General features: G+C 36.6%; 9 protein-coding genes. 8 read left to right on the plus strand and 1 reads right to left on the minus strand.

Features of this window, described 5'->3' with window-relative positions; translation table 11 throughout:
* Positions 1–10 precede the first annotated feature (10 nt).
* Together WH188_RS09310 and WH188_RS09315 are read left to right on the plus strand one after the other, a co-directional pair.
* A complete protein-coding gene (locus WH188_RS09310) occupies positions 11–3,166 on the plus strand; it encodes an efflux RND transporter permease subunit (RefSeq protein ID WP_168127362.1) in 3,156 nt (1,051 codons plus the stop codon).
* A gap of 132 nt (positions 3,167–3,298) precedes the next feature.
* A complete protein-coding gene (locus tag WH188_RS09315; RefSeq protein WP_339423882.1) occupies positions 3,299–4,750 on the plus strand; it encodes an efflux transporter outer membrane subunit in 1,452 nt (483 codons plus the stop codon).
* A gap of 61 nt (positions 4,751–4,811) precedes the next feature.
* On the opposite strand, the gene WH188_RS09320 is transcribed toward WH188_RS09315, so the two are convergent.
* Entirely contained in the window at positions 4,812–5,498 is a 687-nt protein-coding gene (locus WH188_RS09320; protein ID WP_168127363.1) for a phosphoribosylaminoimidazolesuccinocarboxamide synthase, read from the minus strand.
* 421 nt (positions 5,499–5,919) lie between these two features.
* Here WH188_RS09320 and WH188_RS09325 point away from each other — a divergent pair, with 421 nt between their 5' ends.
* The 6 genes from WH188_RS09325 (at position 5,920) to WH188_RS09350 (ending at position 17,670) form a co-directional block, all read left to right on the plus strand.
* Positions 5,920–8,730, plus strand: a complete 2,811-nt coding sequence (locus WH188_RS09325; protein WP_168127364.1) for an NPCBM/NEW2 domain-containing protein — start codon at positions 5,920–5,922, stop codon at positions 8,728–8,730.
* 278 nt (positions 8,731–9,008) lie between these two features.
* A complete protein-coding gene (locus tag WH188_RS09330) occupies positions 9,009–9,593 on the plus strand; it encodes a porin family protein (RefSeq protein ID WP_168127365.1) in 585 nt (194 codons plus the stop codon).
* Positions 9,594–9,940: 347 nt separating this feature from the next.
* On the plus strand, positions 9,941–11,227 hold the full coding sequence (locus WH188_RS09335; RefSeq protein ID WP_168127366.1) for a Gfo/Idh/MocA family protein: 1,287 nt from the start codon (positions 9,941–9,943) through the stop codon (positions 11,225–11,227).
* A 597-nt stretch (positions 11,228–11,824) separates the two neighbouring features.
* A complete protein-coding gene (locus WH188_RS09340) occupies positions 11,825–12,709 on the plus strand; it encodes an AraC family transcriptional regulator (protein ID WP_168127367.1) in 885 nt (294 codons plus the stop codon).
* Between the two features lie 168 nt (positions 12,710–12,877).
* Positions 12,878–16,111: a SusC/RagA family TonB-linked outer membrane protein gene (locus WH188_RS09345; protein ID WP_168127368.1), complete on the plus strand. Its 3,234-nt coding sequence runs from the start codon at positions 12,878–12,880 to the stop codon at positions 16,109–16,111.
* Between the two features lie 50 nt (positions 16,112–16,161).
* Positions 16,162–17,670 (plus strand): SusD/RagB family nutrient-binding outer membrane lipoprotein, encoded by a 1,509-nt coding sequence (locus tag WH188_RS09350; protein WP_339423883.1) that lies wholly within the window; start codon positions 16,162–16,164, stop codon positions 17,668–17,670.
* Position 17,671 lies beyond the last annotated feature (1 nt).

Raw genomic sequence — 17,671 nt, forward strand, 5'->3', positions numbered from 1 at the left:
TAGAGAAGAAATGCTGAAAAAATTTATAGAAAATCCCGTTCTATCGACGGTAATATCGATAATAATTGTGATGCTGGGAATCCTGGGACTGATGTCACTTCCTATTTCACAATATCCAGAAATTGCACCTCCGACAGTTGTTGTAACAGCCTCTTATCAAGGAGCAAACGCGAATGTTGTAATGAAAAGTGTGATTATACCCTTGGAGGAACAGATTAATGGTGTAGAGAATATGACTTACATGACTTCTACGGGTAGTAATAATGGTACTGCAACTATTACCATCTTTTTTAAACAGGGAACGAATGCAGATATGGCCGCAGTGAATGTACAGAATCGGGTCAGTAAAGCTACTAGCTTGCTACCAGCGGAGGTTATTAAAGCAGGAATTACAACAAGCAAGCAGTTGAGCAGTACGGCTTTTAGTTTTTTGCTTTACAGTAAAGATGGAAAATACGATAGGAAGTTTCTGGATAACTACCTGCGTATAAATATTATGCCTCAGATGAAAAGGGTTGAGGGTGTTGGTGCTACAGAGATTTATAGTGATCAGGAATACTCGATGCGTATTTGGTTGAAACCGGATGTTATGGCCACTCATGGTCTTATACCGGAAGACATTATGGCAGCATTAAGGGAACAAAATATTGAAGCTGCACCGGGAAAAATAGGTGAAAATAGCCGTCAATCATTACAATATGCATTGAAATATACGGGGCGCCTCGAAGATCCTGAACAATTTGAAAATATTATCTTGAAAAGTGGTGTTGCGGGCGATTACTTACGTTTAAAGGAGGTCGCAGATATTGAATTTGGCGCCCTGGATTATACGACATCGCTAATTACGCAGGGAAAACTTTCTTCCGGAGGTGCCATTAGCCAGATTTCGGGATCTAATGCAAGAGATTTGATCATTGCTTGTGAAAATATTTTAAAAGAAGCGTCAAAGGATTTTCCTCCAGGAGTGGAATATCATACTTTCTTGAATGCAAATGATTTTTTGGATGCTTCGGTTGAGAAGGTTATTTATACAATTATTGAAGCATTTATATTGGTTTTTTTAGTGGTCTTTCTCTTTTTACAGGATCTGCGTTCGACTTTGATTCCAGCGATCGCAGTACCGGTCGCCATTATAGGAACGTTTTTCTTTTTAAAGCTTTTTGGTTTCACCATCAACCTCCTTACTTTGTTTGCACTGGTGTTGGCCATAGGCATTGTGGTTGATGATGCTATTGTGGTGGTCGAAGCAGTACATGCAAAATTAGATCAAGGGGCTAAATCGGCCAAGAAAGCTACATTGCATGCCATGAGCGAAATCAGTGGTGCCATTATTTCAATTACGTTGATTATGTCGGCGGTTTTTGTACCAGTCACTTTCATTACAGGATCTGCTGGAGTATTTTACAAACAGTTTGGACTGACATTGGCAGTGGCCATTATTATTTCAGCAATAAATGCGTTAACATTAAGTCCCGCTCTATGTGCTTTACTGTTAAAACCCCATGTAGCAGATGTTGAAAAGCCAAAGGGTTTCTTGCCAAAGTTTTTTACCAGTTTTAATGTGGCTTTTGAAGTAGTAACCAATAAATATATTGGTGTCGTACGCCTTTTAATCCGTCATAAATGGATTTCATTTGCAGGTATTGCAACATTTGCGCTGGTATGTTATTTCTTGGTAAAAACAACACCGACAGGTTTTGTCCCTAATGAAGATGGTGGTGCTATCTATGGAAATGTGGTTTTACCGCCGGCATCTACTCTAGAACGTACGGAAAAGATTGCATTTGAAGTCGACAGTATTGCGCGCAGTATACCGGAAGTCGAATTATCTTCTACACTCTCAGGCATGGACTTACTGCACGGTACTGGAGGTTCCTATGGAGCATTGTTCATTCGGTTAAAACCCTGGAAAGAACGTGCCGGAAAAGAGCAAAGTGCCGCAGCTGTTGTACAGAAGTTATTTCAAAAAACTGCTCATATCAAAGAAGCAAATATTATTTTCTTTGCTGCACCGACATTGCAGGGGTTTGGTAATAGTAATGGTTTTGAGTTGCAGCTACAAGATAAAACAGGTGGAAATTATCTACAGTTTAATAAAAATATCGATACGTTCATTGGTGCTTTAAATCAACGCCCTGAAATCAATTATGCTACGAGTTCTTTTAATATTGGTTTTCCTGAGTTAGAAATTAATGTCAACGTAGCCCAATGTAAGGCCGCAGGTGTAAGTGTTAATACGGTACTGACGACACTTCAGGGATATTTTGGAGGTATCTACGCCTCTGACCTTAATCGCTTTGGAAAGCAATATCGTGTCATGATGCAGGCAGGAGCTGATTATAGAGCAAAAGAAGAAGATATTAATAAGATTTATGTGCGAACTTTTAAAGGCAATATGGCACCGATATCTGAATTTGTTACTTTGAAGAAGACGTATGGACCTGAATTTATTCAACGTTTTAACTTATTTACTTCAAGTACCATAACAGGGATACCGAATGAAGGATATAGCTCTGGAGATGCTATTAAAGCGATAGAGGAGACAGCAGCTCAAACCTTAGACCGTGGCTATACCTATGAGTTTTCGGGTTTGACCCGCGAAGAGCTGTCTAGCGGTAGTCAAACAGTATTAATATTTTCACTGTGTCTTCTTTTTATCTATTTCCTTTTAAGCGCTCAATATAAGAGTTACATCCTGCCACTTTCCGTTCTTTTATCATTGCCAATCGGTTTAGCTGGAGCTTTTATTTTTGCGAAGTTATTTTCGGTAGATAATAACATATTCTTACAGATCAGTCTCATCATGTTGATCGGTTTATTGGCTAAAAATGCGATTCTTATTGTGGAGTTTGCACTTTTGCATCGATTGAGCGGAAGAACATTGGTGCAGTCCGCAATCTATGGCGCAAAATCAAGGTTACGACCTATTTTAATGACTTCCTTCGCATTTATTTTCGGATTGATTCCATTGATGTTAGCTACTGGTGCAGGTGCATTGAGTAATAAATCTATCGGAACTGCGGCTGTAGGAGGGATGTTGATCGGGACTGTATTTGGTGTGTTTGTTATTCCTATTTTATTTATTGTTTTCCAGGCATTACAGGAAAGACTATTTGGTGTCAAGGAGCCAAGCCATACACCTCGTATATTAGAAGATGAACATTAACATGCTAGATTTCGACTTATTCGGTCGCTTAATAAAATAAATAAAATTTTCGTGCTTAGCGCATATAATCTTACGCTAGCTTCATATTGATCAAACAGAAAAAGGCTAGTGTGAAAATTTAAAAATTAAGATATGATACATTATTATAGTCAATTGAAAAAAAAATCCTATAGATTGGCATTCATGTCAATACTGGGACTTTTGACCTGGAGTTCTTGTCACGTAACCCGTCCCTATAGTGTGCCGGAAAATAAAGTTAAAAACAGCTTTCGGTCACCTACTTATAGTGCTCTTGATTCAGGTTATGTGAAGAATATAGCTCATGATACGATCAATATAGCTACTGTGAAATGGTCTGATATGTTTACAGATACTATGTTGCAGCAATTGATCACAGAGGGGTTACAAGCGAATATAGACATCAAAATTGCAGTTGAGCGGATTACGGAGGCGCAGGTAAATGTGCGATTAAAAAAAGCGGCATTTTTGCCTTCATTAGAAGCTAGTATCTCTGCCAATGCACAACAGATGCCCGCTTTTCAGAGTTTTGGTTATCCGCGTAATAATACCCAATATGATATGCGATTATATACGGACTGGGAAATTGATATCTGGGGTAAACTTGGAAGCGCTAAACGTGTTGCGTTGTCACAGCTTTTAGCGACTGATGCCGCAAAGCGTGCGGTACAAACACAGTTAATTGCCAATATTGCCTCAGATTATTACGAATTACTGGCTCTGGATCAACAGTTGATGATAATTAAAAAAACTGCTGAGAACCGTGCTGAAGATGCGGCCGCAATAGCGGAACTTTTTGAAAATGCAATGCTTAATGGCGTAGCGGTAGTACAGAGTAAAGCAATCTATTATGAAGCAGAACTAGATGTGCCGGATATTGAGCAAAAGATTAAAGAAACTGAAAATAGGCTTAGTTTTTTAGTAGGCCGACATCCTAGTGCCATCCTCAGACAGTCTCTAATGCAACAACAGGTGAATTATGATTTAAATCCTGGAATTCCCGCACAATTGCTCGCGCACCGTCCTGATGTTCAAATGGCAGAATTTAATTTTAGAGCGGCATTTGAGGAAACGAATGTAGCACGTACATATTTCTATCCTGCATTATCTATAACAGCTGCTGGAGGTTTTTCAAATCTTGGTTGGAATCAGTGGTTTTCGAGTGCAAGTTTATTTGGTTCTATAGCAGGGGGGATTGCACAGCCTATTTTCAATAAAGGTGTCAATAAAGCAAGACTGTCAACTGCTCAAGCAAAACAGCAACAGGCGTTGTATCAATTCGAGAAATCTCTATTGGTAGCCAGCCAGGAAGTTTCTAATGCACTTTTTGAATATGATACGGCAATCAAAAAAATGAAATCCCGCAAAAAACAACTTGAAGCATTAACGCAGGCCGTTGCATTTAATAAAGAATTGTTTCTGAACCACCAGAACACCAATTATACCGACGTACTAACAGCAGAGCAAAATCTGTTACGTGCAGAATTGAAAAATATAGCAGATCAAAGTCAAAAATTGTATGCTGTGGTTCAATTGTATCGAGCCCTTGGCGGCGGTTGGGATTAACGGCTAATAATAAAGGGCTACCTGAGATAATGGTAGCCCTTATACTATTGATTGTAGGCTATTAAGCTCCTAAAAAGTCTTTTTCTAAATCTAAAGGGGCAATATAGCTTCCATTTTTGTATACGCGCATATTTCCACCTGAAATCTCGTCGATTAATAATAGATCTCCCGTAGCTTTATCTCTTCCGAATTCCAATTTGATATCGTAAAGTTCTAAATCCTTCTTTGCCAATTCCGTTTTTATGATTCCACAGATTTTTTTTGTTAAAGATTTTAATTCTTGATAATCAGCTTTTGATAAAATACCTAATAATTCCAAAGCATCATCCGAAATTGTAGGATCGCCTCTTTCGTCATCTTTAATCGTTACTTCCACAAAAGCATCTAGCGCATCACCTTCTTGGCAATAAGCAGCGTATCTTCTCAAGAAACTGCCTACAGCACGGTATCTACAAATGACTTCCAATCCTTTCCCAAATGGAGTCGCTTCTTTAACCACCATACTAACCTCATCTAAATTAGCGGAGACATAATGTGTTGCAATACCCTGTTCAGCTAAACGCTCGAAGAAGAACTGGGTCATTTTAAGTCCTGACTTTCCAGCACCATCAATGGTTAGCCCAACAGTATTTGCTCCAGGATCAAATACACCATTTTCACCAGTTACGTCGTCTTTAAATTTCAATAGTACTTGATTTTGTTCTAGACTGTAGACATCTTTGGTTTTACCTTTGTAAATTAAATTCATAAATAATAAGAATAGATCAATGTAATTAACAAAAATAATGTAAATATTATAAAGAAAGTTGGTTTTAGATCATAATTATGAATAATGAAGGTTTTGAATTGATAAACAAGTCGACATATCTTTAAGATTCGTGAATAAATACCGATATATAGCTTTAAAGATTATAATCAGTGCTATTTTATTGCGGATGTAATCAAAATTATCTAAGTTTAGCATTTATAAACAATTATAATCTTAAAATAATGTCACCTCTATTCAATTTAGTAAATAAGGAACACTTGGTAAATATTGCCAAGAATGGGAGGGGACAGTGGAACTTTAATTTTATTGATTAAAAATTGAATTTATAACCTAATATTATTTACAAAGGCAGTGATCAGTTGTATGTCTCACTGTCCTTAAAAAAGAGGAATCTTAAAATATGTTAAAAACTATATTATTGATCAGTGCAGGGCTTTTAATAGGGCAATCTCTGTTTGCACAAGAATCTATCAAGTTGAAAGATCTGGATCTATCTCATGCTTGGCAGGAGTATGGTATTTTGCAGAAGGGAAGTTCAGTTACAGGCGAACCTGTAACGATTAATGGGACAGTTTATGATGATGTGCTTGGAGTGCAAGCGAAAAGTATTATCAAGATTAAGTTGGAAAAAAATGCAACGCGTTTTGTTGCTCAAGTAGGTATAGCTGAATCTAAAATTGATGTTAAAGATAAATCTTTGACCATTATACCATTAGTCGACGGTACCAAATTGCATTTCATTGAAAAGCAAGGACAGAAACAGTTTGTCGGTGTCACAAAAAGTAATCCTGTCTTAGAAAAAGGTTCCGTAAAATTTACTTTGAAAGGTGATGGTAAACCTATTTTTGTAAGTTCAGTAATTAAAGGAGGAGATCGTCCTCAGCAGATTGACGTTCCTTTAAAAGACGTGATGTATCTTGAACTTGTGGCCGAAACAACTGATGATGGTCCTAGTGGTGATCACGCCGTTTGGATTGCACCGAAGATTGATTATAAAACTATAAAACCCCAACTTGTTGACGTGGGAACAGTGGGCCCTGGTGCTAATATGGATGCTAGAATCAGTAAGAAACTTGCTGCGAAAATCAAAGCATTGCCACTAATGAAACAATTGTCATCAGACAAGACGGCATTTGATTGGTTAATTACTCCTCAGAAATCTAAAGCTGGAATTTACACTTCGGCAGATGGTAAAAATATCATAATAGCAAATGCGATGGTGTCACGAACTTTTCGGATTTTCCCTAATTTGGCGACGGTAGATATTACGAACCGTATGTTAGGGGAAAGCTTGATCAGGGCAGTAAGTAGTGAGGGAACGATACAGATTGACGGTAAAAAATGGAATATTGGCGGTTTAAATGGTCAAGAAGAAAGGGGATATCTTAAGAATGAGTGGTTAGATAAAATGACAACATTACCGGAATCGTTTATGGTAGAAGATTTCGAAATAAAACCACTGGAAGAAAGAATCAAATGGGCCCGCAATCGCTGGGCACTTAATAAAGAACCAATATCAGGTCAGCAACTTGTATTTACCCTTCGTGGTGAACGAGAGTTGAAGGATGTGAAAGTGAAGCTTTATTTTAGCATCTATGATCATATTCCGGTGATTAGTAAAAGAATGGAAGTGATTAATGAATCTACATTACCAATCAATATTGACTTCTTTCAATTGGAATATTTGGCATTCTCAGAACCTGAGTCACCCGGAGATGGTGATCCTTCAGTTTTTAGATTACCCAATATTCATGTTGAGAGTGATTTCGCCGCAGGAGGGGCCTTTACTGAGAAAACAACCGATATTACAGAAAAATGGGTGACAGATCCTGCTTACACCTCGCAACGTAATTATCTCCTGGAGACTCCTTGTGTATTGGATGTATCACCTAAGCTTGGTCCGAATTACAGCTTAGAAAGTAAAGGTACTTTCCAATCATTCACTGTTTATGAAATGCCATTTGATAGTGATGATCGGGAGCGTAAAGGATTGTTTACGCGTAAGATGTATCGGACTATAGCGCCATGGACTAGCGAGAATCCTATCTTTATGCATTTAACATCCACAGATCCTGAAGTGGTACATAGAGCCATAGATCAGTGCGATTCGACAGGTTATGAGATGATTATACTTAGCTTTGGTTCGGGGTTAAATGCGGAAGATATCTCCGATGCAAACATCGCGAAATTCAAGGGTTTTGTTGATTATGCACGTAGTAAAGGCATTGATATGGGATGTTATTCCCTTTTAGCCAGCAGATGGATCAGTGATGAGGTCGATGTGATTAATCCCGAGACAGGTAAACGTGGAGGGATGCGCTTTGGTAGTTCCCCCTGTCTGGCTAGTGATTGGGGGTATGAGTATTTTGAGAAAATAAAATACTTTTTTGAAAAGACAGGCATGAAGTGTTTTGAACATGATGGTTCTTATCCCGGAGATTTCTGTGCTTCGACTACCCATGCACATCACGAGGGTTTAGCAGATTCACAATGGAAACAATTTCAGAAGGTTACTGAACTTTATCACTGGATGTCTACGCAGGGAATATACATGAATGTACCCGATTTTTATTTCTTGAATGGATCTAATAAAGTTGGAATTGGCTACAGAGAAGCGAACTGGTCTTTACCTCGCGATCGTCAACTCATACATGCACGTCAGTTAAATTATGACTGTACATGGGATAGAATTCCATCATCTTTATGGAGTTTTGTGCCATTAGTAGAGTACCAAGGAGGAGGAAAAGATGCGACTTTAGAGCCATTGAATGACCACCTTCATGAATATAAGATGCATATGATCCAAAATTATGGTGCAGGTGTGCAAGCATGTTACCGAGGGCCTCGTCTCTACGATACACCAAAAACAAAAGAAATGGTCGTCGATGTGATTAAATGGTATAAGCGTTATCGCAATATATTGAACAGTGATATCATCCACTTACGTAAACCTGATGCTCGGGACTGGGACGGAATGATGCACGTGAATCCTGATGAAAAAGAGAAAGCTTTTGCATTATTTTTTAACCCTACAGATAAAGAAATCGTACGTAAAATTCAAGTACCGCTTTATTATACTGGATTGTGCACAACAGCAAAAATCCGAGAACAAGAAGGAAGTTTAACGACTTACCAATTGAACCGTGATTACACGGTAGAATTGACGGTTAAAATACCAGCAAATGGATATACTTGGTACGTAGTAGAATAATCCACTTTTATACACAGGTTGAAAGCGCTAAAGCAAATTTCCTGCTTTAGCGCTTTTTTTAATCATGTTTTTTAAGGTAACGTAGCTTGTGAATTTTTTCTTTAGAAAGTTTTCTATAAAACGTATGTTTCTATTACAAGTTTATATACTGTTTATTTGATGAAGCACAAGTATCGAAGTTGATTGATTTTTCCGATAATATAATGGATTTTCACAAAAATAAAAGGTATAGTTCATCTATATTTGTTCCATATTTAATAAAATAGAATAGAAATTCAATGAAAAAATCAATTTTTATAGCGATTACTACTGTAGTAGGGTTTGTTTTTAATACTCAGGCTCAAGAGTACAAGAAACATGAAATCAGAATTGACTATAGCGATGCGACTCCATTGGTGATAGCAGATGTCTTTACAAATGCTTTTGTCAGTGCAATATCGGGAAGCGAAAGTTCAAATGAACAAGCATTTGGTATGCTGTCGGCGGGATATCGCTATGCGCTGAGTAATCGATTTTCGATAGGAGCCGATCTAAGCTATGCTAATGCTTCTTCAGATATGAAAAACAAGAGCACAAATGAGATTACCTATAGAAAGAGTAATTTTTACATGGTGTTGCCTACCGCTAAATATTCATATGTGAAAAGCGGAATAATTGATTTTTATGGTACAGTTGCTTCTGGAGCAATATTGGCTAACGGTAGTGATAGAACAGATCATGAAAAGACCACTACCAATGATATAATCTTTGCTTTTCAGGTAAATCCATTGGGTTTGCGAATTGGTAAAGATTGGGGTGGTTTTCTTGAAGCCGGTTATGGTTTTAAAGGCATTTTTGCACTAGGCGCAAGTTACCGTTTTTAAATATATTGATAGATTTTAATGTAACTTATTTAATATATAACGAAGTTAAAGCCGTGCCACTAAGCACGGCTTTTTTTGTTGAAAAATAATATAGTATTTGCTCAGAGGTAGATTAAGAGTCTTTTGTATAGAAAAGTTGTTGGAAATATGTCGGAAATTTATAAAAGGGCTCTCGCTTAGTCTGTTTGTGTCTCCTTTTATTTTTTATATCTTAGGAAGAGTAAACTAAATATAAACCTGAAATCAATTGATTTATCATATCCTGATCCTTTAATGTTAAATTATTCATTTTAATTGGTGGGGATAGTTATAGGTAAACTTTTGTAATGGCAATCAACGCCTACATTATGATGAATAGACAAAAATTTATTAAAACTTCTACTTTATTAGCTGCATCTGCATTATTATTTAAAGGAACAAATGTGTTGGCAGATACAAAAAAAATACGGATTGGTGTAATCGGCGTAAATGGGATGGGATGGTCCAATTTGACCGCAATATTAAAAAATACAAATGTAGTATGCACTGCACTTTGTGATGTAGATGAAAATGTTCTAAATACCCGTGTTTCCGAATTGAAAAAGCGTGATATAAACGTTAAGACATATATTGATTATAAGCAATTATTAGCAGATAATAATGTTGATGCTGTGATTATAGGAACGCCCGATCATTGGCATTGTTTGATGATGGTGGATGCCGTTGCGGCAGGGAAACATGTCTATGTAGAAAAACCGATTGGCAATTCGATCAAAGAGTGTGAGCTCATGGTGGCCGCCGCTCAAAAGTATAATGCTATTGTTCAAGTAGGGCAGTGGCAACGTAGTCAACAGCATTTTGAGGATGCTATGAAATTTCTACATGCTGGTAGTCTCGGTAAGGTAAGAATGGTTAAAGTATGGGCCTACTTAGGTTGGAAGAAGGATGTTCCAATTGTCCCGGATTCAGCAATTCCAGCAGGTGTACATTATGATAGATGGCTGGGCCCTGCTACAAAAAGGCCTTTTAATGTAAATCGTTTTCATTTTAATTTCCGTTGGTTTTGGGATTATGCCGGCGGTCTGATGACAGATTGGGGCGTGCATATGCTGGATTTTGCGTTGATCGGTATGAAAGTTTCGGATCCACGTTCGATCATGGCAGCAGGAGGAAAATTTGCTTATCCTGATGATGTTGAGGAGACACCAGATACTTTGACAACTTTATATGAGTTTGATGGGTTTAATGTGCAGTGGGAACATGCAATAGGTATTGATGGTGGACCTTATAACAAAGGCCATGGTGTGGCTTTTATTGGAAACAATGGTACTTTAGTACTGAATAGACAGGGGTGGGAAGTATTGCCAGAAGGGGATCGAATGGCTGCGGTACCATTTCAAAAATCTAAAGATAATGGTTTGGAAAGGCATATGGACAACTTTGTTGAAGCAATTCTTACGCGAAATAAAAGTATTCTGAAAGCCCCTGTTGAAGCGGGTGCGCATATTGCCATTTTATCTCAAATGGGAAATATTGCATACAGAACGGGGAAAAAATTGTACTGGAATAAAGACAAACGTCAGTTCTCAGATAAAGAAGCGAATGAGTATTTGGTTGCAAAATATCATAATGGTTATTCGTACCCCAAAGTGTAGTTATTTAGGATTGATAGTTACTGGTTGGAAATATAAAACTATTATTTTATCATTTTTTATTGCATTGCTATCTTCTCAATAAATAGTATTTTTATTTATTGAGAAGATGACCCATTTAATGTAATCAGAACAAAAATATTATTTGTCTTCCTACCAAGATATACTTCCTGTTACTTTTTTATTGTAAATCTATACGATTCAAATTATTTGGGTTTCCTTGTTCTCATCTACTTTTTTTTAGAATGTATTAATTCACGCTGTATCTTTTTGATCAAAAATATGATCTTTTTAGGTTTTACATAGTTGTTACAATAACTGTTGCATAATTTAAGAGAACTAAAAAAACTGTATCGGAACATTTTTAGTAATTTTTATTATAAATAGTTACAGAAATTGATTTTAAGCTGTTTGAGTTGTTATATTATTTTTTATTAGAAAAAAGATTCTTCAGTATTGTTTTTTTGTCTCAAAATTATTTAAAAATGCATAGTACTATTTGTTATATGTTTATATCATATTTTTATTTATTAAAATCTAGTTGTTATATTTAGATCAACCAAATAATAAATTTTTGTAAAGTTTAATTCTTAACATGCTATGAAAACTCTCCAATTTAATGTGCCAACAGCCCAAGGACAAAGTTTAACAATACAAGAAGATGTAATGGATTCATTTTATCCTTATTTGCATAGGCATCAAGAAGCACAGCTGATGTGGATTAAAAAGGGTAAGGGCGTTTTAGTTGTCGAAGATACTTTGCATCCTTTTAAAGAAAATGATATATTCTTTTTGGGAGCAAATCAGCCTCACGTATTTAAATCGATGTCACAAGATGGCTTATTCAATGAATCAAGATCTATTTCTGTTTTTTTTGATCCACATGGTAAATTGAAGTCCTTGTTTTCGTTAGGTGAGTTTGATTCTTTGAACCAGTTTATTAACAGTAATTCTCGTGGATTTAAAGTTCCAGATGCTTATTTTAATCAAATTTCGGAAAGAGTAGTGCAATTAAAGAGTGTTGATGAGCTTGATAAATTGATGCAGTTCTTTTATTTGTTACGATCATTAGCCTCAATTTCTAAAGAAACAGATCCGCTGTGCATAGAAAGAATTGAATTTAATCGGGATGGGCCAAGTGGTGTAAGTCGAATTAATTTAATATGCAATTATATAAAAGAGAATTTTAAAAAGGAACTGAGTTTAGAAGATGTCGCCAACTATGCAAACTTAACCCCCCAGGCCTTCTGTAGGTATTTTAAAAAGCATTGCGGGGTGACTTTTGTATCTTACTTAAACCGCATTCGTATAAAGGAAGTCTGTAACCATTTAAATGAAGGTGGTCTAGAGAGTGTGTCCTTTATTGCCTATAATTGTGGTTTTAATAGCATCACTAATTTTAATCGTGTTTTTAAACAAGTAAGAGGGTGCAATCCGAAAGAATATACGGATAATTACAAAAATACTGTTTTTACTGGAATTTAATAAAAATGTATCTTGCTGGATAATGCTGCTGTAGAGCTATAATAATATTTAACATTTTATGTTAAAAAACGGCTCATCTTTGTTAAGATAAGGTTAAGATTTGAAGGTTACTATTGATAACTTAGTTATTACATAGACATGATAAACTAACATTTGAATCACTATTTTATGAAAAAAACAGCTATTACATTTCTAGCGGCTAACTTGCTGGTCAGTTCGGCTATTTATGCGCAGACCGTACTGAAAGGTAAGGTGGTCGGTCAAGATGGAAAACCAATCCCAGGGGTTTCCATTTCCTTACAGGACGGTACAGGAACACAAACTGGGCCTAATGGTGATTTTTCTATTTCATATAGACAAGCCGGTATCTTAAATGTTTCGGCTATTGGTTATGAACGAAAACAAATTAACCTTACAAATCAAACCAACCTCTCTATTACATTAGCTTCAAATACGGAAAGTTTGGACGAAGTGGTGGTGACAGCCATGGGTATTTCAAGAGATAAAAAATCTTTGGGATATGCCGTTCAAGAAGTAAAAGCCAAAGAGTTGACTGATGCTGGGCAATTAAGTGTAACTGGAGCTTTAACAGGTAAGGTTGCTGGGGTTCAGGTGAATCAATTTGGTGGAGCAGTAGGTTCTTCTGCGAGGATCTCTATTCGAGGAAACACATCACTTTTAAATGATCAACAACCTTTAATTGTAATCGATGGAGTACCAATTACTAATAACTCACAAAGAAGTGGGGATAATACCTATGGAGGTGTTGATTATGGTTCGGGTTTAAATGATATCAATCCAGAAGATATTGAAAATATTACTGTATTAAAAGGTGGATCCGCAGCTTTATACGGTATGCGAGGTGGTAAAGGTGTCATCATGATCACTACTAAGTCCGGTAAGCGCGCTAATAATGGTGTGCAAATATCCTATGATGCTAATTTCAGTATAGATAGAGCATCAACTATTCCAAAGTATCAAAACCTTTACGGCCAGGGGTCACGCGGTGACGAATATAATTATGGACTTTTAGCTAAGGGAAATGGATTAACTTACCAACAATTTGCGCAAGATAGTTCTTTTTCATACGTGGATGGGGCTGGAGGAGGAATAAATGATGGATTTGATGAATCTTGGGGACCTCGCTTAGATATCGGATTAATGCTTCCTCAATTCAATAGTCCTACCGTTGATGGTGTTAGACAAGCTACCCCTTGGATATCCCATAAAAATAATGTTAAAGATTTTTTCCAGACAGGTTTTTCTCAAAATCATAACCTCTCCTTATTAGCAAAAAGCGATCGTTCGTCAACCCGTGCTTCAATATCTTTTAGAGATCAAAAAGGAACAGTTCCAAATACGGATCAGAAGAAATACACAGCTCAACTGAATAACGAATATAAGATCAGTGATAAGATAACATTCGACATTATGTCGAATTATACCCGGACTGAAAGTGATAATTTGATTATGCAGGGGTATGATGGAGCTAATCCTATGAATGGATTGATTTGGTTCGGTAGACAAGTCGATATGAAAGATCTGAAAAGAAATTGGGATCAACGTGATGCTCAAGGTAATTATACCTATTATAATTGGAATTCGAATTATCATATGAATCCATATTACACGATGAATGAATCGCTAAACTCTTTGCAAATGAATCGTATTTTTGGAAAAAGTTCGCTTTATTATCAACCCTTTGATTTTTTGAAATTTGAGGGGCGAGTAGGTGTAGATTATGCTAACGCTAAGAGGTTTGAACGAAATTACTTCAATTTTGACCATTTGAATGGTAGTTTTAGCGAAAACAAAAATAATAGAACAGAGTTTAACGCTGATTTTATAGCAAATTTTAATAAACAATATGGGGATTTCAACATATTAGCTACAGCGGGTGCAAATTACCGCGATTATCAAATGAATCTAAATACACTTGGAGCAACAGGTCTGAATGTCCCTGGAGTTTATACGATCGCGAATAAGATTGGACCTGCTGAAACAATAATGGATAATGAGCACAATCGCTCTAATTCCATTTATGGTCAGGCATCCGTTGGCTGGCGAGATCAATTATATGTTGATGTGACTGCTCGAAATGATTGGTCTTCAACTTTAACAAAGTCATTCTTTTATCCATCAGTAAGTATGAGCTGGATCCCAACAACTTCTTTTGAAAGTATTAAAGGGGATTTCTTGTCATTTATGAAATTGAGATTGAATATTTCAGAGGTAGGTAATGCCACAGATCCGTATCGCAATAGAAATTATTATTATGCACAAACTGATGCATTTAATGATTTAGCGCAGATGTATAAAAGCATGACTTATGCGATTGAGAATTTGGTTCCAGAATCTATAAATACTTGGGAAACAGGAGTAGAATTAGGATTGTTCAATAATCGATTACATGCCGATTTTACTTATTATCATAAAAATGCGAAAAATCAATTACTTCCTGTAAATACATCAAATACAGTAAGTTTTACAAGAATGTTCTTGAATGCGGGTAATATTGAAAGCAAAGGTGTTGAACTTCAATTACGAGGTGATATTCTAAAGAAGGAAACTGGTTTGAACTGGACTGCGACAGCAAACTTCTCAAAAGATAAAAGTAAAGTTTTGGAATTATATCCAGCTCTAGATTTGAAGGATTATCAAATTGGATGGACTTGGGGGATTGCCAATATGGCTAGAGAAGGTCAACCATGGGGAACATTAGTAGGACCAGGATATGATCGTGTTGAAGATGGAGCAATGAAAGGGGCTATTAAGGTTACAAGTGCAGGTTTAGTTCAAAGTAAAGCTGCGCAAAATATAGGTAATGTTGTTCCAGATTTCTTAGCAAGTTTACGTAATGATTTTACTTATAAGGACTTTAGTTTTGGCTTTATGTTGGATTTTCGTAAAGGTGGAGACATTTGGTCACAAACGATGTCACATGGTTATACAACGGGTGTAGCAGAGATTACAGCAGCCAATGGAATACGCGAACGTGCAATACTTGCAGGAAGAGATGTAATGACAAATGAACGCTTTGCGATGTCTGATGGTAAGGGTGGATGGATAGAAAATAATATTGAAACGACCGCTCAGGATTGGTATGAGGGTGGCGGTATTGCAGCTATGTATGTTTTTGATGGTTCATTTTTGAAATTACGGGAAGCCTATTTTACGTATAATTTACCTCAACATCTTTATAGTCGAATTAAAGGGATAAAACGGGCAAATCTATCTGTAATCGGATCTAATTTGGCTTTGCTTTGGGTAGATAAGTCAAATACCATGAGAATAGATCCTGAATCAGGAGGTGTTTCAAGTGATTCTAGGGGTGTTGGTTTTGAACAAGCAACGGTTCCAAATTCTAGAAGCATTGGTTTAAAACTAGGATTTACTTTTTAACCTTTGTTCCGTTCGGTAAAATGATATTTCAATTGAATTAAAGAATCAGAATGATGAAAAAAATACTATTTAATATAAAATTTGCTTCGATACTCGCGATAGTTTGTCTAGCAGGTTGTACAAAAGACTTTGAGAAAATTAATACGGATCCAGATGCATTACCTGATGTTCCACCTCAAAATATGTTGATCAATGTACTCCGTAATGCAGGAGAACAATTTGGCGGGGATATCGACGGTTATGGCACCTTTGCTGGTTATATTGTTAAAATTCAATATCCAGACAATATGAGTGGGTTGATTCCGACCAATAATTCTTATGGAAATCGTTGGGCTGCTTGTTATTATAACATTACGCAGATGAATGATCTTTTAAAGAAAACCGAAGAACGAGAGCAAGCATTTAAGAATGTAAGAACCATCGCACGAATTTGGCAAAACTATATGTGGTCGCATTTATTGGATGGGTGGGGAGATATTCCTTATTCTGAGGCGTTTAAAGGGATGCCAGGAGATGGGAGTTTGTTGAAACCTAAATATGATAAACAAGAAGATATTTTTCCTGCCGTGTTAGCTGATTTGAAAAAGATTGCAGATGAAATGGATAAAGGGATTGGAGAAGATATAATTGGAAATTATGATATTATCTATAATGCAGATAATAATACAGCATTAGATGTGGAGATGTTAAGATGGCAGAAATTTTGTAATTCTTTGCGTCTTCGTATGGCTATGCGTATTTCTGCGGTATCACCAGCTCTCGCCAAATCGACAATTGAAGAGATTGCTGGAAATAAAGATAAATATCCAGTTTTGGAAACTAATGCCGAAAACTGTTATTTATATTACCCAGGAACGCTACCTTATATGGAACCGTGGTATAAATCTGGTATCAATGGGAAACGTATTGATAACTGGGGTATGTTTGACATATTTATAAATTACTTAAATGAAGTTGGAGACCCAAGAATTGCTTCAGTAGCACAGAAGACAAATGTAGGAACATATGTTGGTTATCAAAATGGATTAACAGCATCGCCTAGTCCTTTAAGGTCGGTATCATGGATCGGTGAGCATTACATTAACAATGCAGGAGGATATACACCATTTTATCGATCAAGTGAAACCTATTATATATTAGCGGAAGCAGCAATGCTAGGTTATAATGTTGGAATAACAGCCGAAGCGGCATATAATAAGGCGGTCATGATTTCCATGGAAGATAATGGCATTTCCGAAGCTGATGCAAAAGCTTATTTAGCAGGTAAAGGAAAGTTCAATAATACAAAGGAGAGAATATGGTGGGATATGTGGGTTGCCCTGTTTAAGGAGAATTATGAGGGTTGGGCACTCTACAGAAGAACAGGGATTCCTTCTACAAATTATCCTTCTTTAAATTCAGTATTTAAAGGAAAACATAATGATCAACCATGGCGATTGCCTTATCCGAATAATGAATATTTATACAATAAGGTTAATACGGAGGCTGCAGCAGCTGGAGTGGTTGACCAATCTTGGGGTAAAAGATTGTGGTGGGCAAAAGATAATGGCAAGAACTAAA

The sequence above is a fragment of the Sphingobacterium sp. MYb388 genome, from assembly GCF_037479535.1.
In the GTDB taxonomy this organism is placed as follows: Bacteria; Bacteroidota; Bacteroidia; order Sphingobacteriales; family Sphingobacteriaceae; genus Sphingobacterium; species Sphingobacterium anhuiense.

Coding starts and splice junctions, on each gene's coding strand:
- WH188_RS09345 (WP_168127368.1), top strand. CDS start 12,878: ATGAAAAAAACAGCTATTACATTTCTAGCGGCTAACTTGCTGGTCAGT.
- WH188_RS09350 (WP_339423883.1), top strand. CDS start 16,162: ATGATGAAAAAAATACTATTTAATATAAAATTTGCTTCGATACTCGCG.
- WH188_RS09340 (WP_168127367.1), top strand. CDS start 11,825: ATGAAAACTCTCCAATTTAATGTGCCAACAGCCCAAGGACAAAGTTTA.
- WH188_RS09330 (WP_168127365.1), top strand. CDS start 9,009: ATGAAAAAATCAATTTTTATAGCGATTACTACTGTAGTAGGGTTTGTT.
- WH188_RS09320 (WP_168127363.1), bottom strand. CDS start 5,498: ATGAATTTAATTTACAAAGGTAAAACCAAAGATGTCTACAGTCTAGAA.
- WH188_RS09325 (WP_168127364.1), top strand. CDS start 5,920: ATGTTAAAAACTATATTATTGATCAGTGCAGGGCTTTTAATAGGGCAA.
- WH188_RS09335 (WP_168127366.1), top strand. CDS start 9,941: ATGATGAATAGACAAAAATTTATTAAAACTTCTACTTTATTAGCTGCA.
- WH188_RS09310 (WP_168127362.1), top strand. CDS start 11: ATGCTGAAAAAATTTATAGAAAATCCCGTTCTATCGACGGTAATATCG.
- WH188_RS09315 (WP_339423882.1), top strand. CDS start 3,299: ATGATACATTATTATAGTCAATTGAAAAAAAAATCCTATAGATTGGCA.